Raw genomic sequence first — 26,808 nt, 5'->3', positions numbered from 1 at the left:
GCGGACTCGTCGTCCTCGATGAGCGAGGCCGGAGACCGATAAGGACGAATCACTTCCCCAATCTACAATCGCGCTACGATCAAGGGCGCAACCAACAAATTATTTAAGAACCGGTTTTGAGTTCAATTGGATAGGCTTAAACAGGGTTGAGTAAATGCTCCGGCGGGAGCGTTGAAGACAAAAATGAAACGGCAACCAATCGACAAAAACGAAATTTTTTGAGACAATGAGAAAAGCAAAACCTAAAAAAAGACAGATCCTGCCGGATCCCGTCTATGGTGATGTGAGGGTGACTAAGTTCGTTAATCACCTAATGTATGATGGAAAGAAGAACACAGCTTTCAGTATCTTCTACGGTGCTTTGGACATCGTGAAGACGAAGCTCTCAAACGAAGAGAAGTCTGCCCTCGAGATTTGGAAGGCGGCTCTCGATAATATCACTCCTCAGGTAGAAGTGAAGAGCCGCCGTATCGGTGGTGCTACCTTCCAGGTGCCGACGGAAATCCGTCCCGAGCGCAAGGAGTCGATCTCTATGAAGAATCTTATCCTTTATGCCCGTAAGCGTGGTGGAAAGACTATGGCCGATAAATTGGCTGCTGAGATAGTAGACGCATTTAACAATCAAGGCGCAGCTTTCAAACGTAAGGAAGATATGCACCGCATGGCCGAGGCTAACCGCGCATTCGCCCACTTCAGATTCTAAAGGAAGATCCCAATGGCAATTGATAAGGAATTACAGTTTACAAGAAATATCGGCATCATGGCTCACATCGATGCCGGAAAGACTACTACATCCGAGCGTATCCTGTTCTATACGGGTCTGACGCACAAGATCGGTGAGGTGCACGATGGTGCGGCTACCATGGACTGGATGGAGCAGGAGCAAGAGAGAGGTATCACGATCACCTCTGCTGCTACGACTGCGTTCTGGAACTACAACAACCAAAAGTACAAGATCAACCTGATCGACACTCCGGGACACGTGGACTTCACGGTGGAAGTGGAGCGTTCTCTCCGTATTTTGGACGGAGCCGTTGCCGCTTTCTGCGCCGTAGGTGGTGTGGAGCCTCAGAGTGAGACCGTGTGGCGTCAGGCTGAGAAATATAATGTGCCCCGTATCGGCTATGTAAACAAGATGGACCGTTCGGGTGCCAACTTCTTCGAAGTGGTACGCCAGCTTCGCGAGGTGTTGGGGGCCAATCCTTGTCCCATTCAGATTCCTATCGGAGCTGAGGAGACGTTCAAGGGAGTTGTGGATCTCGTTTCTATGAAAGCTCTCGTATGGAACGATGAGACGATGGGGGCCAAGTACGATGTAGAGGATATCCCTGCCGAACTGGTGGGCGAAGCCGAAGAGTGGCGCGACAAGATGCTCGAAACATTGGCTGACTGCGATGATACGCTGATGGAAAAGTATTTCGACGATCCTTCTACGATTACGGAAGACGAAATAATAGCAGCTCTTCGCAAGGGTACGCTCGCTATGCAGATCAACCCCATGCTCTGCGGTTCTTCGTTCAAGAACAAGGGCGTACAGACACTGCTCGATGCCGTATGTAAGTTCCTGCCCAGCCCGGCAGATACTCCCACAGTGGAAGGTACGGATCCTTCTGACCCGAATAAGGTGATAGAGCGCAAGACCTCTCCCAACGAGCCTCTCTGTGCTTTGGCGTTTAAGATTGCTACCGACCCTTACGTAGGGCGTCTTTGCTTCTTCCGCGTATATTCGGGCGAATTGCCTGCCGGTTCATACGTTTACAATGCCCGTTCTGAGAAGAAGGAGCGTATCTCTCGTCTCTTCCAGATGCACTCTAACAAGCAGAACCCCAAAGAGGTGATCGGTTGCGGTGACATCGGTGCCGGTGTAGGCTTCAAGGATATTCGTACGGGCGATACGCTTTGCGATGAGAATCATCCTATCGTTCTCGAATCTATGGACTTCCCCGATCCGGTGATCGGTATTGCCGTGGAGCCGAAGACGCAGAAGGACCTCGATCGTCTGGGTGTAGGTTTGGCCAAGCTGGCTGAAGAAGACCCCACGTTCCGCGTTCAGACGAACGAAGATTCCGGCCAGACGGTTATCAGCGGTATGGGTGAGCTTCACCTCGATATTATCATAGACCGTCTGCGTCGTGAGTTTAAGGTGGAATGCAACCAGGGACGTCCTCAGGTTTCTTACAAGGAGGCTATCAACGATCCTGTGGAGCTTCGCGAAGTGTACAAGAAGCAGACCGGTGGTCGCGGTAAGTTTGCCGACATTATCTGTCGTGTGGAGCCTGCCGATGCCGACTTCGAAGGCGAATTGCAGTTCGTGGATGAGGTGAAGGGTGGTAATATCCCCAAAGAATTCATCCCTTCTATTCAAAAGGGTTTCCAGCGTGCCATGAAGAATGGTGTATTGGCCGGCTATCCGCTCGATCAGCTGAAGGTAACCGTAATCGACGGTTCTTTCCACCCGGTGGACTCCGACCAGTTGTCTTTTGAAATCTGTGCCCTCCAGGCGTTCAAGAATGCTTGTGAAAAAGCCCATCCTACTCTGATGGAGCCTATTATGAAACTGGAAGTGGTGACTCCCGAAGAGAGTATGGGTGATGTGATCGGCGACTTGAACAAGCGTCGCGGTCAGGTGGAAGGTATGGAAAGCAGCCGTACCGGAGCACGTATCGTAAAGGCTAAGGTGCCTCTGGCTGAGATGTTCGGCTATGTGACGGCTCTCCGTACGATAACGAGCGGTCGTGCTACGAGTACGATGACCTTCTCTCACTATTCAGAAGTGCCCTCTACCATCGCTAAGCAGGTGCTTACCGAAGCTCAGGGTCGCGTTGATTTGATCAAATAAAAGAACAACATAGATATGAGCCAAAAGATTAGAATTAAGCTGAAGTCTTACGATTATATGCTGGTGGACAAGTCTGCCGAGAAGATCGTAAAGACGGTGAAAGCAGCCGGTGCGATGGTTAGCGGTCCTATACCTCTGCCCACGCATAAGCGGATTTTCACAGTGAACCGCTCTACGTTCGTAAACAAGAAGAGCCGTGAGCAGTTCGAACTCTCTTCATACAAGAGATTGATTGATATTTACAACTCTACTGCCAAGACTGTGGATGCTCTGATGAAATTGGAACTCCCCAGCGGTGTGGAAGTGGAAATCAAAGTTTGAGAAACGTTTAATAAAAACTGAAATGCCAGGTTTATTAGGAAAGAAAATCGGAATGACATCCGTATTCAGTGCCGAGGGCAAGAATCTGCCATGCACTGTTATCGAAGTTGGTCCTTGTGTGGTTACGCAAGTAAAGACTTTGGAGAAAGACGGCTATAGCGCATTGCAGCTTGGTTTTGTGGATGCAAAGGAAAAGCATACGACAAAACCTTTGGCCGGCCATTTCAAGAAAGCTAATGTAGCCCCCAAGAGACACTTGGCCGAGTTCAAGAATTTCGAAGGCGAGCACAAGCTCGGCGACGTATTGAACGTAGAGTTCTTTAGCGATGCCGACTTTGTCGATGTAGTGGGAACTTCTAAAGGAAAAGGTTTCCAAGGTGTAGTAAAACGCCACGGTTTCGGTGGTGTGGGTCAGGCTACACACGGTCAGCACAATCGTTTGCGTGCTCCCGGTGCAGTCGGAGCCTGTTCGTATCCTGCCAAAGTGTTCAAAGGAACGCGTATGGCCGGTCAGATGGGTAACGAGCGCGTGACCGTGCAGAATCTGGAAGTTATTAAGGTGATGCCCGAGCACAATCTGCTCCTTGTGAAAGGTAGCGTGCCCGGTGCTAAAGGTTCAATCTTGTTAATTGAAAAGTAATGGAACTGAGCGTATATAATATCAAAGGAGAAGATACGGGTAAGAAAGTCGTTCTGGACGACTCGATCTTCGCGATAGAGCCTAACGACCATGCTATCTACTTGGATGTAAAGCAGTACATGGCCAACCAGCGCCAAGGTACGCACAAGGCCAAAGAGCGTAGCGAACTTTCCGGTAGTACGCGCAAGCTGATCCGTCAGAAGGGTAGCGGTGGAGCACGTCGTGGTGATATCAACTCACCCCTTCTCAGTGGCGGTGCTCGTGTTTTCGGTCCGCGTCCTCGTAACTACACCTTCAAGCTGAACAAGAAGCTGAAGGCTTTGGCTCGTCGTTCGGCTCTGAGCTACAAAGCGAAGAACAATGAGATCATCGTCGTGGAGGACTTTAACTTCGATGCTCCCAAAACAAAGGCTTTCAAGGCTATTTCTGCCGCATTGAAGGTGGACGAAAAGAAAGTACTCTACGTCCTTCCCGAGGTGAATAAGAATGTGTACTTGTCTGCTCGCAACCTGCCGAATACGAATTTGATTCTTGCCAATCTGATCAATACTTACACAGTGTTGGCTTCCAAGAATCTCGTGCTGACAGAGCGTTCTGTTGCCGTTGTTAATGAACTATTTAAAGCATAAGGAGGATTTGGTATATGGGAATCATCATTAAGCCGATTATTTCGGAAAAGATGACGGCTGTTACGGAAAAGATGTCGGAGCGTTATGGCTTCCGCGTTTCTCCTAACGCGAATAAAATAGAGATTAAGAAGGCTGTAGAGGCTATGTATAATGTGAAAGTCGAAGACGTGAACACGATGAGATATGACGGTAAGCGTAAAAATCGCTATACCAAGAGTGGACTGATTCGCGGTAAAGAGGCTTCTTTCAAAAAGGCGATTGTGACGCTTAAGAAAGGAGAAACGATCGACTTCTTCAGCAATATCTAAGAAAAAATGGGAATACGTAAACTCAAGCCCACAACCCCGGGGCAAAGACACAAGGTTATTGGTGCGTTTGATAAGATCACTGCAAGCACACCAGAGAAGTCTCTTGTAGTTGGTAAGAAGAAAACGGGTGGCCGTAACAATACCGGTAAGATGACAATGCGTTACATCGGTGGTGGTCACAAACAAAAGTATCGTTTCATCGACTTCAAGAGAACGAAAGATGGCATTCCTGCTACAGTAAAGACCATCGAGTACGACCCTAATCGTTCGTCTCGTATCGCGCTGCTTTACTATGCGGACGGAGCAAAGGCTTATATCATCGCTCCGGACGGACTGGAAGTCGGCCATACAGTGATGTCAGGTAGCGAAGCTGCACCCGAAGTCGGCAACGCTCTTCCTCTGGCGAATATACCCGTCGGTACGATTATTCACAACATTGAGCTTCGCCCGGGCCAGGGTGCCAAGATGGTTCGCTCTGCCGGATCATTTGCCCAGTTGACTTCTCGCGAAGGAACCTATGTGGTGATCAAGATGCCTTCAGGCGAGGTTCGTCGTATTTTGTCTACTTGTAAGGCTACGATCGGTAGCGTGGGCAACTCTGACCATGCTCTGGAAAAATCGGGAAAGGCCGGTCGTTCTCGCTGGTTGGGTCGCAGACCTCACAACCGAGGCGTGGTGATGAACCCTGTGGATCACCCCATGGGTGGTGGTGAAGGTCGCCAGTCAGGAGGTCATCCCCGTTCACGCAAGGGCTTGTATGCTAAGGGCTTGAAGACAAGAGCTCCGAAGAAGCATTCTTCTAAGTACATCATTGAGAGAAGGAAAAAGTAATCTGATTTAATCAAAGAAAATTATGAGTCGTTCACTTAAGAAAGGTCCATATATTAATCTCAAGCTGGAAAAGAAGGTCTTGGCGATGAACGAGAGCGGCAAGAAAGCTGTCATTAAGACGTGGGCTCGTGCCTCAATGATTTCTCCCGACTTCGTGGGACATACCATTGCAGTGCATAACGGAAATAAGTTTATTCCTGTTTTTGTTACCGAAAACATGGTGGGTCATAAGTTAGGGGAGTTCTCTCCTACACGTACTTTCCGTGGTCATGCCGGTAACAAGAAGAAGTAATTCGGTTGGATACAAACACTTCAGGAATCTGAACAATTAAAAGTATTAAGAACAATGGGTGCAAGAAAACATAATTCAGCCGAAGCAAGAAAGGAAGCCCTCAAGCAGATGTACTTTGCCAAGCTTCGTAACGTGCCTACTTCTCCCCGCAAGATGAGATTGGTGGCCGATATGATCCGTGGTATGGAAGTGAATCGCGCCTTGGGTGTGCTGAAGTTCTCTAACAAAGAAGCTTCGGCACGTGTAGAGAAGCTGCTGCGTTCTGCAGTGGCAAACTGGGAAGAGAAGAACGAGCGTAAAGCCGAAGAGGGTGAGTTGTTCGTGTCTCGTATTTGTGTAGACGGTGCTTCTACGCTCAAACGCCTTCGCCCTGCACCACAGGGTCGTGGCTATCGGATTCGTAAACGCTCGAATCACGTGACCATTTATGTAGATACGCTTAATAACGATAATAACTAACGAAGGATGGGACAGAAAATAAATCCGGTAAGTAATCGTTTGGGAATCATCCGTGGATGGGATTCCAATTGGTATGGTGGTCGTAAATATGGTGAGACGCTATTGGAAGATAGTCGTATTCGTCAGTATTTGAACGCTCGCCTTGCCAAAGCCAGTGTATCGCGTATCGTTATTGAACGTGCATTGAAGTTGGTTACCATTACCATCTGTACCGCTCGCCCGGGTATGATCATCGGCAAGGCCGGTCAGGAAGTCGATAAGCTGAAAGAAGAGTTGAAGCGCATCACGAAAAAGGATGTCCAGATCAATATCTATGAGATCCGGAAGCCTGAGTTGGATGCTGCTATTGTGGCTGAAAATATCGCTCGCCAGCTGGAAGGAAAGATCGCTTATCGTCGTGCCGTAAAAATGGCTATTGCATCGGCTATGCGTATGGGGGCAGAAGGCATCAAGATTCAAGTCTCCGGCCGTTTGAACGGTGCGGAAATGGCACGCTCTGAAATGTTCAAGGAAGGGCGTACTCCTCTGCATACTCTCCGTGCGGACATTGACTATGCCTTGGCAGAGGCTCTGACTAAGGTCGGCTTGCTCGGTATCAAGGTTTGGATTTGCAAAGGGGAGGTTTACGAGAAACGCGACCTCGCCCCCAATTTTGCAGTGGCCAAAAACCAAAGCCGTCGTCCCAATGCACAGGGCGGCAACAACCGTGGCGGTGATCGCAACCGTAGAAGAAAAGGTAATCGCTAACATTTAGAAAGACAGACAAAATGTTACAACCAAAAAAAACAAAGTTTAGAAGACAGCAGAAAGGTCGCATGAAGGGTTTTGCCCAGAGAGGTAACCAGTTGTCTTTCGGTTCTTTTGGAATCAAGTCTTTGCAGAGCAAGTGGATAACCGGTCGTCAGATTGAGGCCGCTCGTATTGCAGTGACTCGCTATATGCAGCGTCAAGGACAAGTATGGGTTCGTATTTTCCCTGACAAGCCTATTACCAAGAAGGGAGAAGGTGTCCGTATGGGTAAAGGTAAGGGTGCTCCGGAAGGTTTCGTTGCTCCTATTACTCCCGGTCGAATCATTTTCGAAGTGGAAGGTGTGCCTTACGAAATAGCTAAGGAAGCTCTTCGTTTGGCTGCTCAGAAGCTCCCCGTAACGACTAAGTTCGTGGTTCGTCACGATTATGATATCCAAAATCAAAATGCGTAATTGTCATGAAGATTGCCGAAATTAAAGAGCTTGCAACAAAAGAGCTCCAGGAGCGATTGGATGCCGAAGTGGCTGCTTATGACCAAATGCGAATCAACCATGCGGTTTCGCCTTTGGATAGTCCTGCTAAACTAAAGCATCAACGTCGTATGATTGCGCAGATGAAGACAGTGCTGCGCCAACGCGAACTCAATAAATAAATAGAGTGCACACATGGAAAGAAATCTTAGAAAAGAACGTGTGGGTGTTGTCTCAAGCAACAAAATGGATAAGACTATCACGGTTGCTGTGAAGTGGAAAGAGAAGCATCCTATATATGGTAAGTTTGTCAATAAGACAAAAAAATACCACGCACATGACGAGAAGAATGAATGCGGTATCGGCGATACGGTACGTATCATGGAGACGCGTCCTCTGAGTCGTACAAAGAGATGGAGACTAACTGAAATAATCGAAAGGGCAAAATAAGATGATACAACAAGAATCAAGACTCGTTGTCGCTGACAACAGCGGAGCAAAAGAAGCTCTCTGTATTCGTGTTTTGGGCGGCACGCGCAGACGTTATGCCTCTGTGGGTGATATCATCGTGGTTTCGGTCAAGAGTGTTATCCCTTCAAGCGATATCAAGAAAGGTGCTGTCTCCAAAGCTGTAATCGTACGTACGAAGAAAGAAGTTCGTCGTCCCGATGGATCGTATATCCGTTTTGACGACAATGCTTGTGTCTTGCTGAATGCAGCCGGTGATATTCGTGGCAGCCGTATCTTCGGACCGGTCGCACGCGAACTGCGTGGAACAAATATGAAAATTGTTTCTCTCGCTCCCGAAGTATTATAACTTTATAATTAAGCAAGCAGAAATGAGTAAATTACATATAAAGAAAGGTGATACCGTCATGGTGATCAGTGGCGAAGACAAGGGCCACTCCGGTCGCGTTTTGGAGGTATTAGTAAAGGAACAGCGTGCTATCGTTGAAGGGCTGAATATGATCAAAAAGCATGCTAAGCCTAGCGCCAAGAATCCTCAGGGTGGAATCATATCAAAGGAAGCTCCTATACATATTTCCAACCTGAATGTTGTCGATCCCAAAACAGGAAAGGCAACTCGCATTGGCCGTCGTCTCAATGAGAATGGCAAATTAGTTCGTTACGCTAAAAAATCAGGGGAGGAGATTAAATAATGAGTGCCACTGCCAATCTGAAGAAAGACTATCAGGAAAGAATCGTTCCTGCCCTTATGAAACAATTCGGTTATACGAGCGTGATGCAAGTCCCTGTGTTGAAGAAAATCGTGATCAACCAAGGTCTTGGTATGGCTACCGGTGACAAGAAGATTATCGATGTTGCAGTAAGCGAATTGACGGCTATTACCGGACAGAAAGCTGTACCGACGGTATCTAAGAAAGACATCTCAAACTTTAAGTTGAGAAAGAAGATGCCAATCGGTGTTATGGTTACTCTGCGTCGTGAGCAAATGTATGAGTTCTTGGAACGTCTGGTGCGCATCGCTTTGCCTCGAATCCGCGACTTTAAGGGTATCGAAAGCAAGCTTGATGGAAGAGGTAACTATACGTTGGGAATCAATGAACAAATCATTTTCCCCGAGATAAATATCGACGCGATTACGAAGATTCTCGGAATGAATATTACCTTTGTGACTTCGGCGCAATCCGATGAAGAAGGTTATGCCCTTCTGAAAGAATTCGGTTTACCGTTCAAGAACGCTAAAAAACAAAATTGATATGGCTAAAGAATCAATGAAAGCCCGCGAGGTGAAGCGTGCCAAGCTTGTGGCGAAATATGCTGCAAAGAGAGCGGCACTCAAGGCTGAAGGAAATTATGAAGCCTTGCAGTTGCTCCCTAAGAATGCTTCTCCTGTTCGTTTGCATAATCGTTGCTCGATGACTGGGCGTCCAAAGGGCTATATGCGCCAATTTGGTATTTCCCGTATTCAATTTCGTGAAATGGCTTCTGCCGGTCTTATCCCCGGCGTAAAAAAAGCGAGTTGGTAAGAGTTTTAAATATTGTCCGGCTTTCCGGATCAATTTAATTGTAATTCAAAATGACAGATCCTATTGCAGATTATTTGACGCGGTTGCGTAATGCAATTATGGCTGGCCATCGTGTGGTAAGTGTGCCGGCGTCAAATATTAAGAAAGAGATCACAAAGATCCTTTTCGACAAAGGGTATATCCTGAACTATAAGTTCGAGGAGAATGACTCTCAAGGCATAATAAAAGTTGCCTTAAAGTATGATTTGGCACATAAAGTAAATGCCATCAAGAAGTTGAAACGTGTGTCTCGTCCCGGCCTTCGAAAGTATGTGGGTTATCGTGATATGCCCCGCGTATTGAACGGCCTTGGTATTGCTATTGTTTCTACCCCACGAGGAGTGATGACTGATAAAGAAGCTCGTGAGTTGAAAGTTGGGGGAGAAGTATTGTGTTACGTTTATTGATAAAGGAGGTACGGAATTATGTCAAGAATTGGTAAGTTGCCCATCAGCATCCCCGCTGGTGTGACGGTATCTCACAAGGATGAAATCGTAACAGTAAAAGGTCCTAAGGGCGAATTGTCACAATACGTAGATCCTCGAATCACTGTTGTGATAGAAGGTGGTATGATCCATTTAGAGCGCAAGACCGATGACCGTATCGAACGCTCTTTGCATGGTCTCTATCGTTCCTTGATTAATAATATGGTGCAGGGTGTTTCTGCCGGTTTTAAGCGTGAACTCGAACTCGTTGGGGTAGGCTATAGAGCCTCTAATCAAGGGCAGCTCCTTGAGCTTTCCTTGGGTTTTACGCACAGCATTTTCATGCAGTTGCCCAAAGAGGTGACAGTTGAAACCAAGAGCGAGAGAAACAAAAACCCTTTGATTATCCTCGAAAGTGCTGACAAGCAGCTTCTTGGTCAAGTGTGTATGAAGATCCGATCATTCAGAAAACCTGAACCGTACAAGGGTAAGGGTGTCAAGTTTGTCGGTGAGCAAATTCGCAGGAAGTCTGGTAAATCTGCTGGAAAATAATCGTAACTAAGTATTATCATGGTAACGAAAGAACAAAGAAGACAAAAAATAAAGGCTCGTGTACGTGGCAAGATTAGCGGAACACAGGAAAGACCACGCTTGACCGTTTTCCGCAGCAATAAGCAGATATATGCGCAATTGATTGATGATATTGCGGGTAGAACCCTTGCTTCTGCATCATCTTTGAAATTAGAGATGACAGGATCTAAAAAGGAAATTGCGGCCAAGGTTGGTGACGAAATAGCAAAAGCAGCCACTGAGGCAGGTATATCCACTGTAGTGTTTGATCGTAACGGCTATCTTTTCCATGGCCGTATTAAGGAATTGGCTGATGCAGCCCGTAAAGGCGGCCTCAAATTTTAATCGATATGGCTATTGTATATAATCGAGTAAAATCGACAAACGATCTGGATTTGAAGGATCGCTTGGTTGCAATCAATCGTGTGACCAAGGTTACAAAAGGTGGGCGCACCTTTACTTTTGCTGCTATTGTTGTCGTAGGTAATGAAGACGGTGTTATCGGCTGGGGCCTTGGAAAAGCCGGTGAAGTGCCTGCTGCCATAGCAAAAGGGGTTGAGGCTGCTAAAAAGAATTTAATCCGGGTTCCGGTGCATAACGGTACAATCCCTCACGAACAAGCTGCTTCTTATGGTGGAGCCAGTGTGTTTTTGAAGCCCGCGACCACCGGTACCGGAGTAAAGGCTGGGGGTGCCATGCGTGCTGTCTTGGATAGCGTTGGCGTTACTGATGTCCTTGCAAAAAGCAAAGGCTCTTCTAATCCACACAATCTTGTAAAAGCAACGATTCAAGCCCTTGCAGAAATGCGTAGCCCTTTGATGGTTGCACAGAACCGAGGTATTTCTGTTGAAAAAGTTTTCAAAGGTTAATTGAGGAGGAAGATTAGTGATGGCTAAAATTAAGATACAACAAGTTCGTAGTAGAATTAGGTGTCCTAAAGATCAGAAGAGAACTTTAGATGCCCTTGGATTGAGAAAATTGAATCAAATTGTCGAGCATGAAGCTACTCCCAGTATATTGGGGATGGTGAATAAGGTGAGACACCTGGTTTTGATCGTTGAATGATTAACGCTAAAAACAAGAAGAACATATGAATTTGTCTAGTTTAAAGCCTGCAGAGGGGGCGGTCAAGTCTCGCAAGAGAATTGGTCGCGGTCCGGGTTCAGGCTTGGGAGGAACCTCTACGAGAGGACATAAAGGAGCGAAATCACGTTCTGGCTATTCTAAGAAGATCGGTTTTGAAGGAGGTCAAATGCCTATTCAACGCCGCTTGCCTAAGTTTGGCTTTAAGAATATAAATCGAGTAGAATACAAGCCTATCAATCTGTCTGTGCTTCAAACTTTGTCTGAGGCTAACTCTCTGTCCAAGATTTCGGTAGAGGACTTGATTGCTGCAGGGCTTGTTTCTCGAAACTCTTTAGTTAAGATATTGGCCAATGGTACAGTGACTACGGCTTTGACAGTAGAAGCTCATGCTTTCTCAAAGACAGCAGAAGAAGCTATTGTAAGAGCAGGAGGATCTGTTGTAAAACTATAAGCTTATGCGTGCGGTAGAAACAATCAAGAATATATGGAAGATTGAGGATTTGCGTCAACGCATTCTCACGACCATATTGTTCGTCGTCGTTTATCGCTTGGGTTCATTTGTCGTGATCCCCGGTATTGACCCCGCATCGTTGTCAGCACTCAAAGATCAGACTGCTGGAGGACTGATGGCTCTCTTGGATATGTTTTCCGGAGGGGCTTTCTCCCATGCATCTATTTTTGCTTTGGGTATTATGCCTTATATCTCTGCTTCGATTGTTATGCAGTTGGCAGCGATTGCTGTACCTGCAATGCAAAAGTTGCAGCGAGAAGGTGAGAGTGGGCGTATGAAGATCAATCAGTGGACTCGTTATCTGACTGTTGCTATTTTGATTTTACAGTCTCTTACCTATTTGGTGAACTTGCGAGTGCAAATGCAGTCTGTAGGAGCATCGATGCCCGGTGGCCTTTGGTTCCAGATAGTTGCGGTTGCTATTCTTACCGGTGGTAGTATGTTTGTTCTGTGGTTAGGAGAGCGTATTACAGACAAGGGTATCGGTAATGGTATTTCGTTGATCATTCTCATCGGTATTATTGCTCGTTTACCCCATGCATTTGTAGCTGAGTTCACATCTCGCACAACGAGTGCTGTTGGAGGTTTGGTTGCTTTTCTTGCTGAGATTGTATTCCTTCTTTTTGTCATAGCAGGTGCAATCCTTTTGGTACAAGGAACAAGAAAAGTACCTGTGCAATATGCGAAGCGGGTTGTCGGCAATAAGCAGTATGGGGGAGCACGCCAATATATCCCCTTGAAGGTAAATGCTGCCAATGTGATGCCTATCATCTTTGCTCAGGCGCTGATGTTCATTCCGATCTCTATTTTGGGATTTGCCAATGTAGATCAGTCTTCGGGGTTTCTGAGTGCTATGTCTAACAACACAAGTGTTTGGTATAATCTTGTATTTGCTATTTTGATCATTCTCTTTACGTATTTCTATACGGCGATTACGATCAATCCTAAGCAGATGGCCGATGACCTGAAGAGGAACAACGGTTTTATTCCCGGTATTAAGCCTGGAAAACAAACGAAAGATTATATTGATGCGATAATGGACCGGATAACGCTTCCCGGAGCATTGTTTTTGGCTATAGTTGCCATCCTGCCTGCTTTTGCGGAGATGTTCGGTGTTAGTTCAGCTTTTGCACAATTCTTCGGAGGAACTTCTCTGCTGATTTTGGTGGGAGTTGTTTTGGATACGTTGCAGCAGATCGAAAGCCATCTCTTGATGAGACATTACGATGGTTTGTTGAAGAGCGGACGTATCAAAGGTAGAGTTGGCTCTGTTTCCGCATATTGATGATTTACCTAAAGACAGATGAAGAAATCGCGCTGATGCGCGAAGCAAATCAGTTGGTTGGAAAGACTCTGGCCGAAGTCGCAAAAAACATTCGGCCGGGTGTTTCGACCTTGATGCTTGATAAGGTCGCAGAGGAATTTATTCGTGACCATGGAGCTGAGCCGGCTTTCCTTGGTTATGGTGGTTTTCCCAATAGTATTTGCGTATCGGTCAATGAGAATGTGGTTCATGGTATCCCTTCTGCTAAAGCTATCCTGAAAGAAGGCGATATTGTATCAGTCGACTGCGGTACATCCCTGAATGGATTTACAGGAGATTCTGCCTATACGTTTGCTGTAGGAGAAGTTGCTCCGGAAGTATTTCGACTATTGAAAACGACGAAAGAGTCGTTGTACGAAGGAATTGCTGTTGCCATAGATGGCAATCGAATAGGGGATATCGGCAGTGCAGTACAGAAGTACTGCGAAAGTTGTGGATACTCTGTCGTTCGAGAATTGGTCGGACATGGAATCGGTCGGCAGATGCATGAATCGCCGGAAGTTCCAAACTATGGACGACCGGGCACAGGGCCTTTGCTGAAAAATGGCATGTGTATCTGTATTGAGCCCATGATCAATCTTGGAAGTAAGAATGTAGTTACTGAAAGAGATGGCTGGACCATACGTACAAAAGATCGTAAACCTTCGGCCCACTTCGAGCATTGTATCGCAATCCAAGGGGGGAGAGCTCAGATCTTATCCTCTTTCGATTTTATTCATGACGTTTTAGGTGATAAAGAATTTTAGATATGTCTAAGCAGACAGCGATAGAGCAAGACGGAGTGATATTAGAAGCACTTTCGAATGCTATGTTCAAGGTTGAACTACAGAATGGTCATGTCATTACGGCTCATATCTCCGGAAAGATGAGGATGCATTATATCAAGATTCTGCCGGGAGATAAAGTCAAGGTCGAAATGTCTCCTTATGATTTGACAAAGGGGCGTATTTCTTTTAGGTATAAATAAATTAAAACCCAAGATAATGAAAGTAAGAGCATCAGTAAAGAAGCGTACTCCCGAATGCAAGATTGTCAGGAGAAAAGGACGCTTATATGTAATCAATAAGAAGAATCCCAAATACAAGCAGCGTCAGGGATAATTGTTTAATTAGCTACAAAAGACAAGCATAATATGGCAATAAGAATAGTTGGCGTTGACTTGCCACAAAACAAAAGAGGTTTTATCGCTTTGACTTATATCTATGGTATCGGCCGCAGTAGTGCTATTACCATTTTGGATAAAGCCGGAGTAGACCGCGATATCAAGGTTAAAGATTGGTCGGATGACCAAGCTGCTGCCATTCGTGATGTTATCGGTGCCGGATACAAAGTAGAGGGAGATTTACGTTCTGAGGTGCAGTTGAATATCAAGCGTCTCATGGATATCGGCTGCTATCGTGGTATTCGCCATCGTATCGGTCTGCCTCTGCGTGGCCAGAGCACAAAGAACAATGCCCGCACACGTAAGGGCAAGAAGAAGACTGTTGCTAATAAGAAGAAAGCTACTAAATAATAAAGATTGATATGGCAAAGAAAGCAGTCGCAAAAAAGAAAGTTGTAAGGGTGGAAGCAGTGGGACAGGCTCATATTCATTCTTCCTTTAACAACATTATTATTTCCTTAGCGAACAGCGAAGGTCAGGTTATCAGCTGGTCTTCAGCCGGTAAAATGGGATTTCGTTCTTCAAAGAAGAATACTCCCTATGCTGCCCAGATGGCAGCTCAGGATTGTGCCAAAGTGGCATATGATATGGGCTTGCGCAAGGTAACGGTCTACGTTAAGGGCCCGGGTAATGGTCGTGAATCGGCTATTAGAACAATTCATGGAGCGGGAATCGAGGTTATGGAGATTATTGATGTAACGCCTATGCCTCATAACGGTTGTCGTCCTCCTAAAAAGAGAAGAGTTTAAGAGAGAAGATCTTCTAACATTTCGGACGCTCTATTTTATGGGATCCGAATTCTTTCGGTGTATGGATTGCCTATAAACTATCAATCTCTCACATAGCAATCGCGGCTGTACCGGAAGCATTCTGTTCATAGAAAAGCATCTGACACAAAACAAACAATAATGGCAAGATATACAGGCCCTAAATCCAAGATCGCGCGTAAGTTTGGCGATCCTATCTTTGGTGCAGATAAAGTTCTTTCCAAGAAGAATTATCCTCCAGGTCAGCATGGCAATAACCGTCGTCGTAAGACGAGCGAGTATGGCCTCCAGCTTCGTGAAAAGCAAAAAGCAAAATATACTTACGGTGTATTGGAGAAGCAATTCCGTCATTTGTTCCATCGTGCACAGCGCGCAAAGGGTGTAACGGGTGAGTTGCTTATTCAGTTCTTGGAAGCACGTTTGGATAATGTGGTGTTCCGTTTGGGGATTGCCCCGACGCGTTCTGCTGCACGTCAATTGGTTTCCCATCGTCATATTACCGTAGATGGCAGTGTTGTCAACATTCCTTCTTATTCTGTTAAGCCCGGTCAGGTGATCGGCGTTCGTGAGCGTTCTAAGTCCTTAGAGGTTATTGCTGATGCTTTGACAGGTTTCAATCACAGCAAATATCCTTGGATGGAGTGGGATCAGTCGTCATTGTCCGGTAAGCTGCTGCATATGCCGGATCGTACGGACATCCCTGAAAATATTAAGGAACAGCTGATCGTTGAATTGTATTCGAAATAATCCATAGATCCCATGGCAATATTAGCATTTCAGAAACCCGAAAATGTATTGATGATGGAGACGTCGGACTCGATCGCCAAGTTCGAGTTCAAACCTTTGGAGCCCGGTTATGGTATTACCATTGGCAATGCGCTTCGTCGAATACTCTTGTCTTCGCTTGAAGGTTTTGCGATTACTGCAATCAAGATTGAAGGTGTAGAGCATGAATTTGCTACTATTCCGGGTGTATTGGAGGACGTTACTAATATTATCCTCAATCTCAAACAAGTTCGTTTTAAGCAGATTGTTCCTAATGCCGATGTAGAGAAAGCTACAATTGTTATCTCTAATTCGGAGGTGTTCCGTGCCGGTGATTTGAATGCACAACTTTCAAACTTTGAAGTGTTGAATTCGAATCTTGTCATTTGCCACCTCGATAAGTCGGCTACGCTTACTATGGAGTTTTCCATAAATAAGGGGCGTGGCTATGTGTCGGCAGAAGAGAATCGCGCAGAGCATAATGAGCTTTCCACGATAGCGATCGACTCAATCTATACGCCTATTCGGAATGTCAAGTATGCGGTAGAGAATTTCCGCGTAGAACAGAAGACTGATTACGAAAAGCTCCTGATGGAAGTGACCACAGATGGTTCGATCCGTCCTGTAGATGCTCTTCGTGAAGCAGCTCAAATCTTGATATCCCACTTCTCTCTGTTTGCAGAGAATAAGATAGCGATAGAGTATGTGGATATAGTCGATACTGATGAGTTCGATGAAGATTCTCTGCATATGCGTCAACTATTGAAGTCAAAGCTTTCAGGTCTTGACCTGTCTGTTCGTGCCCTCAATTGTCTGAATGCAGCCGGAGTAGATACGTTGGGCGATTTAGTGAGTCTGTCACGGAGCGATCTGATGAAGATTCGCAACTTCGGAAAGAAGTCTTTGACTGAGCTTGACGAACTGCTGGCAACGCTGAATTTGTCGTTTGGGATGGATATCAGTAAGTATAAATTAGATAAAGACTAAGAACGATGAGACATAATAAGAAATTCAATCACTTGGGCCGTAAGGCTGCTCACCGTAAAGCGATGCTGTCCAATATGGCTGCTTCGTTGATCCTGCACAAACGCATTTTTACAACGGTAGCCAAGGCTAAGGCCTTGCGTATCTATGTAGAGCCTTTGCTGACAAAAACAAAGGAAGACACAACGCACTCTCGCCGAATCGCCTTCTCTTACTTACAGAATAAATATGCCTTGAAGGAACTTTTCGGAGATGTTGCTGCTAAGATTGCAGATCGTCCCGGTGGATATACCCGTATCTTGAAGACCGGTTATCGTCTGGGAGATAATGCTGCTATGTGCTTTATTGAGCTTGTTGACTACAATGAGAATATGCTTGGCGAAGCAGCGAAGAAGGCGACCAAAACACGCCGTTCTCGTAAGCGTAAAAGCGCAGACGTTGTAGTAGAAGCAGCTCCTGCAGAAGAAACTCCTAAAGCAGCAGAAGAATAAGTCGCTGCATCGGATATAAATAACTTTAATAGAGAGGGCGAGCTAGAACAGATGTTCTGGATCGCCTTCTTTTTTATGTCCGAAAAGAAACCGTGGTCTCTTTAAGGAGACCTTTGCACGGCAATTAGTGTGTATTTTGTTTGTTAATTCATTGTATAATAGGGAGTTATTTTGTATATTTGAGTATTAAAAACAGCATAATATTCCTCCCATGGCATACCAATCCAAGAATACCGATGAGCATGTAACATTTGCAGACGCACTCCTTTCAAAGCGTTATCGCAAAGCACAAAACGACTTCCTCAATCAGGTTGACACGCTTATCGATTGGCGTCCGATCAGGACGCTGATCAACAAGAAATACACGAAGCGACAAAATGCCATCGGTGCCCCGGCTTATGACGTGATTCTCTTATTCAAGATGTTGCTTTTGGAGACATGGTACAACCTCAGTGATTGTGCTCTGGAGGAGCGCATCAATGATTCAATCACCTTTTTCCGATTCTTGGGGCTGAAGATGGAAGAGGTATCTCCCGACCACAGCACCATCAGTCGATTTCGTTCGGCACTGACAGAGTTGGGTCTCATGGACAAACTATTGGCGTAGTTTAACAAACAACTTTCCCGCCATCACATTTCGGTAAGGGAAGGGGTGCTTGTCGATGCAAGCCTTGTGGAGACGCCGCATAAACCCAACGGAAGCATTACGATTGAAGTCGCAGACGACAGAGAAGACAATCGGAGCGAGGAGGAAAAAGAGGCAGAGGAGGATTATCAAAAACAGGTTGTCCGTCAGCGTAAAGGGACGGATGAAGAAGCCCGTTGGGTTTACAAACAAAAGCGTTATCACTACGGATACAAAAAGCATTGTCCGGCCAATGTTCAAGGCATTGTTCAAAAGGTGATAACGACAGCAGCGAACCGCAGTGACACGAAGGAGTTTATTCCGCTATTGCAGGGTGCAAACATACCTCAAGGCACAGCCGTCTTGGCGGATAAAGGATATGCTTGCGGGGAAAATCGTTCCTACCTGCAAACCCATCACCTTCAAGACGGCATTATGCACAAGGCACAACGCAACAGGGCATTGACCGAGGAAGAGAAGCAACGAAACAAAGCAATCAGTCGGATACGGAGCACCATCGAACGCACCTTTGGCAGTATTCGGCGGTGGTTTCATGGCGGACGATGTCGATACCGGGGACTTGCCAAGACCCATACTCAAAACATTCTTGAAAGCATCGCCTTTAATTTATACAGAACGCCGGGGATAATTATGTCCTCATCCGTAGGATAAGGCATAACCACCCTTGAGGAGCTCGTGCAAGTAGCTCCGCAAGGGGGATTTACAACTACTTTCACTCCTTACTGCCACCCCTTTTCCCTCCCCCCGTTTTATGTGAAGAATTCCTCTTCCCTCCATTTCCTTATTTTTCAAAGGTCTCATAAAAACGCTATCAAATTAGGATTATGTCCTATTTCTATCCGAAACTATAAGGCTCTATTGGACCTTGGTCGAAGAATCAAATTCGAACTAACGAAAACTAACTCTCTGCGGAATTTGGCTTTTTAAGGCTCTGCTGTATGCGAAGAAACTAATCCTTTTCAATTGGATTGTATGGTGTCACTGATCGGAGAATTTTCCCATCAATCTCAAAATATAGATTTTGATAACTTTTCTTGATTTCATGCCAAGATTTATCTCTTTCATAAAGGAATTCATAAGGCGTATTCACTCGATATATGGGATCATAATTTTTTATCAACAAGACTGCCATTGCAACAAAAACATACTCGTTATTAGAGTCTCGAATCTCCATGATCAAGCCGGGTAAGCCTCCAAAGACATATGGCCCCATAGGAATAGGAATATCTTCTGAATACCAAGCCTGATAAATCCGTCCTCTATAAGAACATGTAGCTTTTTTACATCGATATCCTTTGATATTCTTTTCTTCATTCAGTGAAATTTCCCAGTCAAACCGTGGGGCTATTTCTTCATAAGTGAAATATTCACCGAATTCAGTTCCTAATCTTACTGTATTGATGTCCTTTTGGGGATAATTTCTAAATACTTGGTTTCGGAATATAATTTTGGAATATAGAGAGTACTGGAAATTTGTCACTTCACTCGTGGCAAGCGAATGATTTTTTTTTCTTGCTGTTTCATCTCTAAGTGAATCTGTATAATGCTGATAGAAATCGATAAATTTACTCATTTTTGATCCTATCTGTAGCAGTGTTAACCCTCTATTAGGGAGATTTTGTGAGGTGTCCTGCTTAATTTCAGTTTGGTAGTATACCCTATAAATGCATTTATTAAGGAAAACCTTATCAAGAGTATCTGTTTTGAAAGCCTCCAATGTTATTTCCTGAGCAGAAGGGGAATAGATACCAACTATAGTAAGTAGAAAGTAAAATAAAATGCGAAATAACGTCATTGGATTTTCATATTATGTGAGGGTTGGGGAGCCTATAGTGAATACTATAAGGCTCCTTTACAATGATCACTTAATTTTTCTACCAGGGATGGGATTTGAAGATGTTTTGGGTTCTAATGTCTGAGGAGCTTCTGCGTTCAAATTTTGACTCACTTTAAAACATGGAAAATTAGAAGCGCAGAATCTCTTTGCTGCTTGCATAACTTGACTCATTACATTGTTGTAATCTGTCTCATCTCCCTGTATTTTCAAGATAAAATCACAACTCCTGCCGTCCGTACAAAAAACCATTACATGGGTTTCTCCTCCGTTAGGCGTTGAACAAGTGACTGCAGTAACATCGGCTGCATTTGCGATAGAAAACGCTCCTGCCAATAAGACTGTCAAAAAGAATTTTCTCATTTTCTTGTTTTTTTAAGATTATACATATTTAAAACTTCTCGCAAGCAAATATCGTGAATTCTTTTGATATATACAAACATTTTTGAAGTTTGCACATTCCACCCACCAGTGCAACATTGAGTAGCTAAATTAACGTCAGTTCGACGTAAGAAAAAGCCAATGGATTTGTTTTCTGATTAGTGGTAAACGCCCAAAGAACGTGGGCATTATGCTTAAAAAAGTAGCGAATTATTTGTATCTTAGCTGTTGACAATCAATAAGATACGAACAAACAAAACGCTACTTTATGAAGACAAATATAGTTGATGTTTTTTGCATCATAGATGATTTCTCCAAGCTTTTTGATGAAGCAATCAAGAAAAGGACCCTCGAAGAGGCAGACAAAAAACGCAGGAATAGAAAGTTTAAGATGTCGGACAGTGAGGTCATGACCATCCTGATCCTGTTTCATCTGTCAAGATACCGAGATTTGAAAGCTTTTTATCTTCAATACATCACCCATTCTTGTCGATCCGAGTTTCCACATCTTGTCTCTTATAATCGCTTTGTGGAGCTGCAAAGCAGGGTGGGTTTCAAGCTGATAGCATTTCTCAATATGTGTTGTTTGGGTCAATGTACAGGCATCTCTTTCATCGATTCCACCCCACTGAAGGCTTGTCATATCAAACGAGCTCATGGGCATAGGACAATGAGGGGATGGGCTCAAAAAGGCAAAAGCACCATGGGTTGGTTTTATGGATTCAAGCTACATATTGTTATCAACGACAGGGGTGAAATCATCAACTATCAAATCACACCGGGCAATTGTGATGACAGAGAACCTCTGAAAGACGGAACATTCACCAAGAATCTTTTTGGCAAACTCATTGCCGATAGAGGCTACATTTCCCAAAACCTTTTTGACCGGCTCTTTGTCGATGACATCCACATGATAACCAAAATCAAAAAGAACATGAAGAACTCCCTGATGCATCTATATGACAAAGTTTTATTGAGAAAGAGAGCCCTGATCGAAACGGTCAATGATATGTTCAAAAATCTCTGCCCGATAGAGCACACGAGACATCGCAGTGTCAACAATTTTGTCACCAACCTGATCTCCGGTATCATCGCTTACAACATCCTGCCTAAAAAGCCTGAACTCAATATTGAAATCATCAGAAACCCTAACTTTCCTATTTCCGCTTAGATCGAACTGACGTTAAGAAAAGACCAATGGTCATATCGCAAAAATGCCGTACAATGGTCTCTTATAAGTCCCTGGGCGATGTTGTACTTCTTCTCGATGGCATACTTGCTCCGAGGCTGCCGAGGTATTCTTCCACAATGTGAAGACGCTCGGAATCGGTCAAATGTTTCGACATGATTACTGCTTTTTTTGACCTCTCCGATTCCGTACACGTCGTTCGTAAAAATGGCGATTTAGCCTTTGGAAAAACGTGGCTCGGGAATTTTTTCGTTTTGGTTCGGGAAGTAAAAATTTTACGCGCCACAACGGAAAAATTCTCGCTCGTGAATCTCAGAAAACTCGAACCGCATTCCGGCCAATTCCGGAACCAAATTCGTGAGGAATCTGCTTATAGGCATCCTTTTCTGCGCATCGTAGTGAAAGTAATCTTGGCGAAACGCCTTCGACCTCTCCCGTACCTTACTTCCAAATCTAAGTGATTGTGTCTTATGTGGAATTCATCTCGTTTCCCTCTGTAATACAGCATTCGATGCGAGGATACGATAGGATTTTTTTATTTTTGAGACCAACAAAAAAGAATACCCCCTCGACTATAGAAAACACAAGGCGCGGAAAGGAGAGTTGTCCGATCTTCACCTTTCTGTATCCGATAGAGGGAGATTAGAGACCTGACTGTAAAAAGTAGATTTATGAAAGAAAAAGAGAAAATATACAGGCATTTGACCGAAGAAGAAATATCCGTGCTGGAAGGCAACTACTGCCAGTGCGCCGATTGGACGATGGTGGAGGTGGCCGATGGCTTTGACGCGAATCGTTGTCTGCATGTCATGTTCAGCGGACAGATCCGGATCGGATCCACGCGAGGAAGTCACCTGTTGCCGGGAGGCCTCCACGTGCCTACGGGTATCAATATCGCACGCCTGCACAACTGCATTGTCGGAGATGAAGTCGTCATCTTCCATGTCAATAGCTATTTGGCTAATTACAGAATAGGCGATTATACCCGAATCGAAAACATTGATACCATAGCCGTAACGGAATCCACCTCCTTCGGCAACGGCGTGGAGGTTACCGTGCTGAACGAAACCGGCGGACGTGAAGTTACGATCACTGACAACCTGACTGCCCAGACCGCCTATCTGATGGCCATGTACAGGCATGACAAGGTGCTGACCGAATCGCTTGCTGCTATGGCAAGAGCTTATGCCGAGTCGCGCCGGTCGGATATGGGAGCAATAGGCTCTCATGTGGTTATCCACGGATGCAATACGATAGAGAATGTTTGTATCGGAGATTATACCGAGATCACCGGTGCCTCGCATCTCTGCAACGGCAGTATCAATAGCAAGAAAGAGGCCCCCGTGTCGGTAGGCTACAATGTCGTCTGCCGCGATTTCATTCTCTGTTCGGGCAGCAGCGTTACGGATGGTGCTACCGTTTCGCACTGTTTTGTAGGGCAGGGTACTCATTTGGGGCACCTTTTCTCTGCACATGATTCGCTCTTCTTTGCCAACTGCCAAGGCGAAAACGGCGAGGCCTGTGCCGTCTTTGCCGGGCCATATACCGTGTCGATGCACAAGTCGAGCCTGCTCATTGCCGGTCTATACTCTTTCCTCAATGCCGGCAGCGGCTCTAACCAGAGCAATCACCTCTACAAGCTCGGCCCCATCCATCAGGGCATCGTGGAGCGCGGCTCGAAGACCACGAGCGACTCTTATATCCTTTGGCCATCCAGAATAGGGCCTTTCACGTTGGTGATGGGTCGACACGTACACCATATCGACAGCTCGGCCTTCCCCTTCTCTTATATCATAGAGGACCGTAACGAATCGTATTTGGTACCGGGTATCAATCTGCGCAGTGTCGGGACGATTCGTGACGCCAAGAAGTGGCCGGCGAGAGATAAGCGTAAAGATCCGGATTTGCTGGACAATATCAACTTCAATCTCTTGAGTCCTTTCACTGCCGGCAAGATGATGCGCGGCAGTCGGAAGCTGAAAAAGCTACGCAAGATACTGGGCAGTGAGGGACAAACCTATGTCTATCATGATATGCGCATACGCTCTTCTGCCTTGGACAAGGGGCTGATGTTCTATGAGATGGGGCTGAACAAGTTTTTCGGCAATTCCATCATCAAACGCCTTGAAGATTGTCCTTGCCGTACGGATGAGGAGGTGCTGAGTGCTCTCAAGCCGACTCACAATGAGGGAGACGGCAGCTGGGTGGACATCTGTGGCATGATCGCTCCACAACAACAGATCCACCGCCTTGCCTCCTTGATCAAAGAAGGCAAGATCAAAAGCCTTGCGGAGGTGAATGAGCGGATGAAGGAAATTCATAGCCGATACTACGACTATGAATGGTGCTGGGCATACAACGCTCTGCTCGAATGGTACGAACTGAACCCCGAGGATCTCACTCGATCCAAAGTGGCCGAACTGGTGCATACATGGATGCGTTCGGTGATTCGCTTGGATGAGATGCTCTATGAGGATGCCAAGAAGGAATTCCAAATGCACAGTCAGGTAGGCTTCGGAATAGACCTGGTAGGGGAGATGAAGCACCGCGATTTCGATGAGGTGCGAGGCGATTTCGAAAGCAATCCCTTCATCGTCGAGGTGGTGGAGCACATCCGGAAAAAGCGTGCTCTCGGCGAAGAGATGCTCTCTCGTCTGGAGTGAAAACAGCCATTCGACAGCGTCTATCGACGAATGGGGTATGGAAAATATGCTTTTCTTTGTAACAAACTGATAGAAAAGAATAATGACTGCATATAAACGAGTGCTGCTCAAACTGAGCGGTGAGTCGCTCATGGGTGCTCAGCAATACGGCATCGACCCGAATCGGTTGGCCGATTATGCTTCGGACATCAAGGAGGCTTGTGCCATGGGCGTACAGATCGGCATCGTCATCGGAGGAGGCAATATCTTCCGCGGAGTGAGCGGTGCCGCCAAGGGATTCGACCGTGTCAAAGGAGATCAGATGGGTATGCTGGCCACGGTAATCAACAGCTTGGCTCTCAGCTCTGCTCTTGAGGGGGTAGGGGTGAAGACCAAAGTGCTCACGGCCGTACGTATGGAGCCGATAGGGGAGTTCTACAACAAATGGCATGCCATAGAATTGCTCGAACAGGGTTATGTGACCATTTTCTCTTGCGGTACAGGCAATCCTTTCTTCACTACGGATACCGGCTCATCGCTTCGCGGCATCGAGATAGAAGCCGATGCCATGCTCAAGGGGACGCGCGTGGATGGTATCTACACGGCAGATCCGGAGAAGGATCCCTCGGCTACGAAGTTCGACCGGATCACATACGATGAGATTTATGCCCGAGGTCTGAAAGTAATGGATCTGACTGCCACGGCCATGTGTATGGAGAACAACCTGCCCATCGTCGTCTTCGATATGGATACGCCGGGAAACCTCCTCAAGGTGTTGAGAGGAGAGAAAATCGGTACTTATGTTTCAAATACGAGTGCTTGAAAGGAATAGCAAGACAAAACAAACACATATAGAGATATGGAAATAAAAGAACTGATAGCCAAAGCAACGGCTAATATGGAGAAGGCAGTGGAGTATCTGGACGAGCAGCTGTCTCATGTGCGTGCGGGAAAGGCCAGCCCCAAACTCCTTGATGGTATCATGGTCATGTACTACGGCAACGCCACTCCTCTGACACAGGTAGCATCCATCAATACGCCCGATGCGAAGACCATCGTTGTCACCCCGTGGGAGCGTTCCCTGATCAAGGATATAGAAAAGGCTATCATGGACTCTCCGCTCGGCATTACGCCCGAGAACAACGGTGAGCTGATCCGTCTGGGCCTTCCTCCTCTGACAGAAGAACGCCGTCGCCAGTTGGTGAAGCAGATCAAAGGAGATGCCGAGGACGCCAAGGTGAGTGTACGCAATGCCCGTCGCGATGCCATCGATGCGATCAAGAAAAGCGTCAAGACCGATGGTACTCCTGAGGACGTAGCCAAAGATGCAGAGGCAGAGATGCAGAAGGTTCACGATCGTTATATCAAGAAGATCGACGAACTCTTTGCCGAAAAGGAAAAGGAAATCATGACCGTGTAAGCGTGAAAAATCTATCCACTCAGCGATGAAGCAGAGTTTTTCGATTCTGCCTCATCGCTGTTTTATTACACCGCAAAGCCGTTTATGGATGGAGTCGTAATTAAGAATACGGGTAGTCAGTATCTGGTGCGTTGCACGGATGGTACGGAGCTATACTGCATGGCGAAAGGCAATCTGCGTCTGAAAGGCATCCGCTCCACCAATCCCGTAGCCGTAGGCGATCGCGTGGAGATTGTCCCCGCTTCTCAGGACGGACAGCCGGCCTACATCAAACGAATCCATCCCCGACGCAATTATATCATCAGGCGAGCCAGCAACCTCTCGAAAGAGTCCCATATACTGGGAGCCAATTTGGATGCTGCCGTGCTGGTCTGTACCATCAACGATCCGGTGACTACCACCGTCTTTATCGATCGTTTCCTCGCTACGGCAGAAGCCTATCGCGTACCGGTTATTCTTGCATTCAACAAAATAGACTGCTATACGCAAGAAGATCGCTTGCAATTGGACCGGCTGTCGGCTGTCTACACCGCCATAGGTTACCCCTGCTGCCACGTGTCGGCGATTACGGGCGAAGGCCTCCCGGATCTCAAATCCCTGCTCGATGGCAAGCTGACACTCCTTGCCGGCCATTCGGGGGTTGGCAAAAGCTCCTTAATCAATGCCCTGATTCCTCATGCCGATTTGCGCACAGGGGCTATATCCCAAGCCCATCATACCGGCATGCATACGACCACATTTTCCCAAATGATCGACTTCCCCGATCTCTCCCCCGGGTCAGCTCTTATCGATACGCCCGGGATCAAAGGCTTCGGTACGCTGGAAATGGGCGAGTATGAAGTCTCTCATTATTTCCCGGAGATATTCGCTGCAAGTAAAGGCTGTCGATTCGGCAACTGCACGCATACGCACGAGCCGGGCTGTGCCGTTCTGGAAGCTCTTCGGAGGGGGGAGATAGCCGAGAGCCGCTATATCAGCTACTTGAGCATTCTCGAAGATGAAAATGCCGAGCGGTATCGTCCCGAATACTGAAGGACGAACG

General features: G+C 46.1%; 41 protein-coding genes and 2 pseudogenes. 40 read left to right on the top strand and 3 right to left on the bottom strand.

The features are described from left to right. The first annotated feature begins 226 nt into the window (after positions 1 to 226). The 34 genes and pseudogenes from rpsG (at position 227) to PGN_RS12465 (ending at position 19,120) form a co-directional block, all read left to right on the top strand. Positions 227 to 703, top strand: coding sequence for a 30S ribosomal protein S7 (gene rpsG / locus PGN_RS08875; protein ID WP_012458580.1), 477 nt, complete (start codon positions 227 to 229; stop codon positions 701 to 703). Positions 704 to 715: 12 nt separating this feature from the next. Beyond that, complete coding sequence (gene fusA / locus PGN_RS08870) at positions 716 to 2,839, top strand: elongation factor G (protein WP_012458579.1); 2,124 nt, start codon at positions 716 to 718, stop codon at positions 2,837 to 2,839. 15 nt (positions 2,840 to 2,854) lie between these two features. Next, on the top strand, positions 2,855 to 3,160 hold the full coding sequence (rpsJ, locus tag PGN_RS08865) for a 30S ribosomal protein S10 (RefSeq protein WP_004583599.1): 306 nt from the start codon (positions 2,855 to 2,857) through the stop codon (positions 3,158 to 3,160). 22 nt (positions 3,161 to 3,182) lie between these two features. Further along, on the top strand, positions 3,183 to 3,800 hold the full coding sequence (gene rplC / locus PGN_RS08860) for a 50S ribosomal protein L3 (protein WP_010956449.1): 618 nt from the start codon (positions 3,183 to 3,185) through the stop codon (positions 3,798 to 3,800). Continuing rightward, complete coding sequence (rplD, locus tag PGN_RS08855; RefSeq protein ID WP_012458578.1) at positions 3,800 to 4,429, top strand: 50S ribosomal protein L4; 630 nt, start codon at positions 3,800 to 3,802, stop codon at positions 4,427 to 4,429. Before rplC ends, rplD begins: the two co-directional genes overlap by 1 nt. 14 nt (positions 4,430 to 4,443) lie before the next feature. Then, positions 4,444 to 4,737, top strand: coding sequence for a 50S ribosomal protein L23 (gene rplW, locus PGN_RS08850; protein WP_004583596.1), 294 nt, complete (start codon positions 4,444 to 4,446; stop codon positions 4,735 to 4,737). 6 nt (positions 4,738 to 4,743) lie between these two features. Next, positions 4,744 to 5,568, top strand: a complete 825-nt coding sequence (rplB, locus tag PGN_RS08845; protein WP_010956448.1) for a 50S ribosomal protein L2 — start codon at positions 4,744 to 4,746, stop codon at positions 5,566 to 5,568. A 22-nt stretch (positions 5,569 to 5,590) separates the two neighbouring features. Then, a complete protein-coding gene (gene rpsS / locus PGN_RS08840; RefSeq protein WP_010956447.1) occupies positions 5,591 to 5,860 on the top strand; it encodes a 30S ribosomal protein S19 in 270 nt (89 codons plus the stop codon). 54 nt (positions 5,861 to 5,914) lie between these two features. Further along, the gene (rplV, locus tag PGN_RS08835) at positions 5,915 to 6,319 is read left to right on the top strand and encodes a 50S ribosomal protein L22 (RefSeq protein WP_004583593.1); all 405 of its coding nucleotides are present in this window, start codon (positions 5,915 to 5,917) and stop codon (positions 6,317 to 6,319) included. 6 nt (positions 6,320 to 6,325) lie between these two features. Further along, on the top strand, positions 6,326 to 7,066 hold the full coding sequence (gene rpsC / locus PGN_RS08830; protein ID WP_004583592.1) for a 30S ribosomal protein S3: 741 nt from the start codon (positions 6,326 to 6,328) through the stop codon (positions 7,064 to 7,066). Between the two features lie 20 nt (positions 7,067 to 7,086). Beyond that, positions 7,087 to 7,521 carry a 50S ribosomal protein L16 gene (rplP, locus tag PGN_RS08825; protein ID WP_010956445.1) on the top strand — a complete coding sequence of 145 codons (435 nt, stop codon included), beginning with the start codon at positions 7,087 to 7,089 and terminating at the stop codon, positions 7,519 to 7,521. A 5-nt stretch (positions 7,522 to 7,526) separates the two neighbouring features. Next, positions 7,527 to 7,721 (top strand): 50S ribosomal protein L29, encoded by a 195-nt coding sequence (gene rpmC, locus PGN_RS08820; protein WP_004583590.1) that lies wholly within the window; start codon positions 7,527 to 7,529, stop codon positions 7,719 to 7,721. Positions 7,722 to 7,734: 13 nt separating this feature from the next. Next, positions 7,735 to 7,989, top strand: a complete 255-nt coding sequence (gene rpsQ, locus PGN_RS08815; protein ID WP_004583589.1) for a 30S ribosomal protein S17 — start codon at positions 7,735 to 7,737, stop codon at positions 7,987 to 7,989. Between the two features lies 1 nt (position 7,990). Then, positions 7,991 to 8,356 (top strand): 50S ribosomal protein L14, encoded by a 366-nt coding sequence (gene rplN, locus PGN_RS08810; RefSeq protein ID WP_004583588.1) that lies wholly within the window; start codon positions 7,991 to 7,993, stop codon positions 8,354 to 8,356. 22 nt (positions 8,357 to 8,378) lie between these two features. Continuing rightward, positions 8,379 to 8,699 carry a 50S ribosomal protein L24 gene (gene rplX / locus PGN_RS08805; protein ID WP_004583587.1) on the top strand — a complete coding sequence of 107 codons (321 nt, stop codon included), beginning with the start codon at positions 8,379 to 8,381 and terminating at the stop codon, positions 8,697 to 8,699. Then, a complete protein-coding gene (rplE, locus tag PGN_RS08800; protein WP_004583586.1) occupies positions 8,699 to 9,259 on the top strand; it encodes a 50S ribosomal protein L5 in 561 nt (186 codons plus the stop codon). The genes rplX and rplE overlap by 1 nt, the downstream gene beginning before the upstream one ends. A gap of 1 nt (position 9,260) precedes the next feature. Continuing rightward, positions 9,261 to 9,530 (top strand): 30S ribosomal protein S14, encoded by a 270-nt coding sequence (gene rpsN, locus PGN_RS08795; protein ID WP_004583585.1) that lies wholly within the window; start codon positions 9,261 to 9,263, stop codon positions 9,528 to 9,530. A 50-nt stretch (positions 9,531 to 9,580) separates the two neighbouring features. Beyond that, positions 9,581 to 9,976, top strand: a complete 396-nt coding sequence (gene rpsH, locus PGN_RS08790; protein WP_010956444.1) for a 30S ribosomal protein S8 — start codon at positions 9,581 to 9,583, stop codon at positions 9,974 to 9,976. An 18-nt stretch (positions 9,977 to 9,994) separates the two neighbouring features. Then, the gene (gene rplF / locus PGN_RS08785; RefSeq protein ID WP_010956443.1) at positions 9,995 to 10,546 is read left to right on the top strand and encodes a 50S ribosomal protein L6; all 552 of its coding nucleotides are present in this window, start codon (positions 9,995 to 9,997) and stop codon (positions 10,544 to 10,546) included. A gap of 18 nt (positions 10,547 to 10,564) precedes the next feature. Beyond that, positions 10,565 to 10,909 carry a 50S ribosomal protein L18 gene (rplR, locus tag PGN_RS08780; RefSeq protein WP_012458577.1) on the top strand — a complete coding sequence of 115 codons (345 nt, stop codon included), beginning with the start codon at positions 10,565 to 10,567 and terminating at the stop codon, positions 10,907 to 10,909. Between the two features lie 5 nt (positions 10,910 to 10,914). After that, a complete protein-coding gene (gene rpsE / locus PGN_RS08775) occupies positions 10,915 to 11,433 on the top strand; it encodes a 30S ribosomal protein S5 (RefSeq protein ID WP_012458576.1) in 519 nt (172 codons plus the stop codon). Between the two features lie 19 nt (positions 11,434 to 11,452). After that, complete coding sequence (gene rpmD / locus PGN_RS08770; protein ID WP_010956442.1) at positions 11,453 to 11,629, top strand: 50S ribosomal protein L30; 177 nt, start codon at positions 11,453 to 11,455, stop codon at positions 11,627 to 11,629. A gap of 25 nt (positions 11,630 to 11,654) precedes the next feature. After that, the gene (rplO, locus tag PGN_RS08765) at positions 11,655 to 12,101 is read left to right on the top strand and encodes a 50S ribosomal protein L15 (RefSeq protein ID WP_012458575.1); all 447 of its coding nucleotides are present in this window, start codon (positions 11,655 to 11,657) and stop codon (positions 12,099 to 12,101) included. A gap of 4 nt (positions 12,102 to 12,105) precedes the next feature. Then, positions 12,106 to 13,446, top strand: a complete 1,341-nt coding sequence (gene secY / locus PGN_RS08760; RefSeq protein ID WP_005873886.1) for a preprotein translocase subunit SecY — start codon at positions 12,106 to 12,108, stop codon at positions 13,444 to 13,446. Continuing rightward, positions 13,446 to 14,231, top strand: coding sequence for a type I methionyl aminopeptidase (gene map, locus PGN_RS08755; RefSeq protein WP_012458574.1), 786 nt, complete (start codon positions 13,446 to 13,448; stop codon positions 14,229 to 14,231). The genes secY and map overlap by 1 nt, the downstream gene beginning before the upstream one ends. A 2-nt stretch (positions 14,232 to 14,233) precedes the next feature. After that, a complete protein-coding gene (gene infA / locus PGN_RS08750) occupies positions 14,234 to 14,452 on the top strand; it encodes a translation initiation factor IF-1 (protein WP_004583577.1) in 219 nt (72 codons plus the stop codon). A gap of 16 nt (positions 14,453 to 14,468) precedes the next feature. Continuing rightward, the gene (ykgO, locus tag PGN_RS10835; protein WP_004583576.1) at positions 14,469 to 14,585 is read left to right on the top strand and encodes a type B 50S ribosomal protein L36; all 117 of its coding nucleotides are present in this window, start codon (positions 14,469 to 14,471) and stop codon (positions 14,583 to 14,585) included. Between the two features lie 32 nt (positions 14,586 to 14,617). After that, positions 14,618 to 14,998 (top strand): 30S ribosomal protein S13, encoded by a 381-nt coding sequence (gene rpsM / locus PGN_RS08745; protein ID WP_004583575.1) that lies wholly within the window; start codon positions 14,618 to 14,620, stop codon positions 14,996 to 14,998. A gap of 11 nt (positions 14,999 to 15,009) precedes the next feature. Further along, positions 15,010 to 15,396, top strand: a complete 387-nt coding sequence (gene rpsK / locus PGN_RS08740; protein ID WP_004583574.1) for a 30S ribosomal protein S11 — start codon at positions 15,010 to 15,012, stop codon at positions 15,394 to 15,396. A 159-nt stretch (positions 15,397 to 15,555) separates the two neighbouring features. Further along, the gene (gene rpsD, locus PGN_RS08735) at positions 15,556 to 16,161 is read left to right on the top strand and encodes a 30S ribosomal protein S4 (protein ID WP_004583573.1); all 606 of its coding nucleotides are present in this window, start codon (positions 15,556 to 15,558) and stop codon (positions 16,159 to 16,161) included. Between the two features lie 12 nt (positions 16,162 to 16,173). Then, complete coding sequence (locus PGN_RS08730; RefSeq protein WP_004583572.1) at positions 16,174 to 17,166, top strand: DNA-directed RNA polymerase subunit alpha; 993 nt, start codon at positions 16,174 to 16,176, stop codon at positions 17,164 to 17,166. 5 nt (positions 17,167 to 17,171) lie between these two features. After that, positions 17,172 to 17,654, top strand: coding sequence for a 50S ribosomal protein L17 (gene rplQ, locus PGN_RS08725; protein WP_005873882.1), 483 nt, complete (start codon positions 17,172 to 17,174; stop codon positions 17,652 to 17,654). A 211-nt stretch (positions 17,655 to 17,865) separates the two neighbouring features. Next, positions 17,866 to 18,951: pseudogene (locus PGN_RS10830) on the top strand (IS5 family transposase). Between the two features lie 24 nt (positions 18,952 to 18,975). Next, positions 18,976 to 19,120, top strand: a pseudogene (locus PGN_RS12465) (DNA methylase). Positions 19,121 to 19,249: 129 nt separating this feature from the next. On the opposite strand, the gene PGN_RS08710 reads toward PGN_RS12465, so the two are convergent. Together PGN_RS08710 and PGN_RS08705 are read right to left on the bottom strand one after the other, a co-directional pair. Beyond that, a complete protein-coding gene (locus PGN_RS08710) occupies positions 19,250 to 20,095 on the bottom strand; it encodes a GLPGLI family protein (protein ID WP_005874714.1) in 846 nt (281 codons plus the stop codon). Positions 20,096 to 20,161: 66 nt separating this feature from the next. Next, positions 20,162 to 20,497, bottom strand: coding sequence for a hypothetical protein (locus PGN_RS08705; protein WP_013815227.1), 336 nt, complete (start codon positions 20,495 to 20,497; stop codon positions 20,162 to 20,164). 286 nt (positions 20,498 to 20,783) lie between these two features. Here PGN_RS08705 and PGN_RS08700 point away from each other — a divergent pair, with 286 nt between their 5' ends. Next, entirely contained in the window at positions 20,784 to 21,686 is a 903-nt protein-coding gene (locus PGN_RS08700) for an IS982-like element IS195 family transposase (RefSeq protein ID WP_012458572.1), read from the top strand. 61 nt (positions 21,687 to 21,747) lie between these two features. On the opposite strand, the gene PGN_RS12460 is transcribed toward PGN_RS08700, so the two are convergent. Further along, positions 21,748 to 21,990, bottom strand: a complete 243-nt coding sequence (locus PGN_RS12460; RefSeq protein ID WP_353558823.1) for a DUF1661 domain-containing protein — start codon at positions 21,988 to 21,990, stop codon at positions 21,748 to 21,750. Here PGN_RS12460 and PGN_RS12455 point away from each other — a divergent pair. From PGN_RS12455 to rsgA, 5 genes are all read left to right on the top strand, one after another. Beyond that, a complete protein-coding gene (locus PGN_RS12455; protein ID WP_353558824.1) occupies positions 21,959 to 22,165 on the top strand; it encodes a DUF1661 domain-containing protein in 207 nt (68 codons plus the stop codon). The genes PGN_RS12460 and PGN_RS12455 overlap by 32 nt on opposite strands. A 210-nt stretch (positions 22,166 to 22,375) precedes the next feature. Beyond that, the gene (locus PGN_RS08690; RefSeq protein WP_005874003.1) at positions 22,376 to 24,367 is read left to right on the top strand and encodes a DUF4954 family protein; all 1,992 of its coding nucleotides are present in this window, start codon (positions 22,376 to 22,378) and stop codon (positions 24,365 to 24,367) included. Positions 24,368 to 24,449: 82 nt separating this feature from the next. Beyond that, entirely contained in the window at positions 24,450 to 25,169 is a 720-nt protein-coding gene (pyrH, locus tag PGN_RS08685) for a UMP kinase (RefSeq protein ID WP_005873990.1), read from the top strand. 36 nt (positions 25,170 to 25,205) lie between these two features. Then, on the top strand, positions 25,206 to 25,766 hold the full coding sequence (gene frr / locus PGN_RS08680) for a ribosome recycling factor (RefSeq protein ID WP_012458570.1): 561 nt from the start codon (positions 25,206 to 25,208) through the stop codon (positions 25,764 to 25,766). 84 nt (positions 25,767 to 25,850) lie between these two features. After that, positions 25,851 to 26,798, top strand: coding sequence for a ribosome small subunit-dependent GTPase A (gene rsgA / locus PGN_RS08675; protein ID WP_012458569.1), 948 nt, complete (start codon positions 25,851 to 25,853; stop codon positions 26,796 to 26,798). Positions 26,799 to 26,808 lie beyond the last annotated feature (10 nt).

The sequence above is a fragment of the Porphyromonas gingivalis ATCC 33277 genome (assembly GCF_000010505.1).
In the GTDB taxonomy this organism is placed as follows: domain Bacteria; phylum Bacteroidota; class Bacteroidia; order Bacteroidales; family Porphyromonadaceae; genus Porphyromonas; species Porphyromonas gingivalis.
This window is presented reverse-complemented; position numbering and strand designations above follow the sequence as displayed.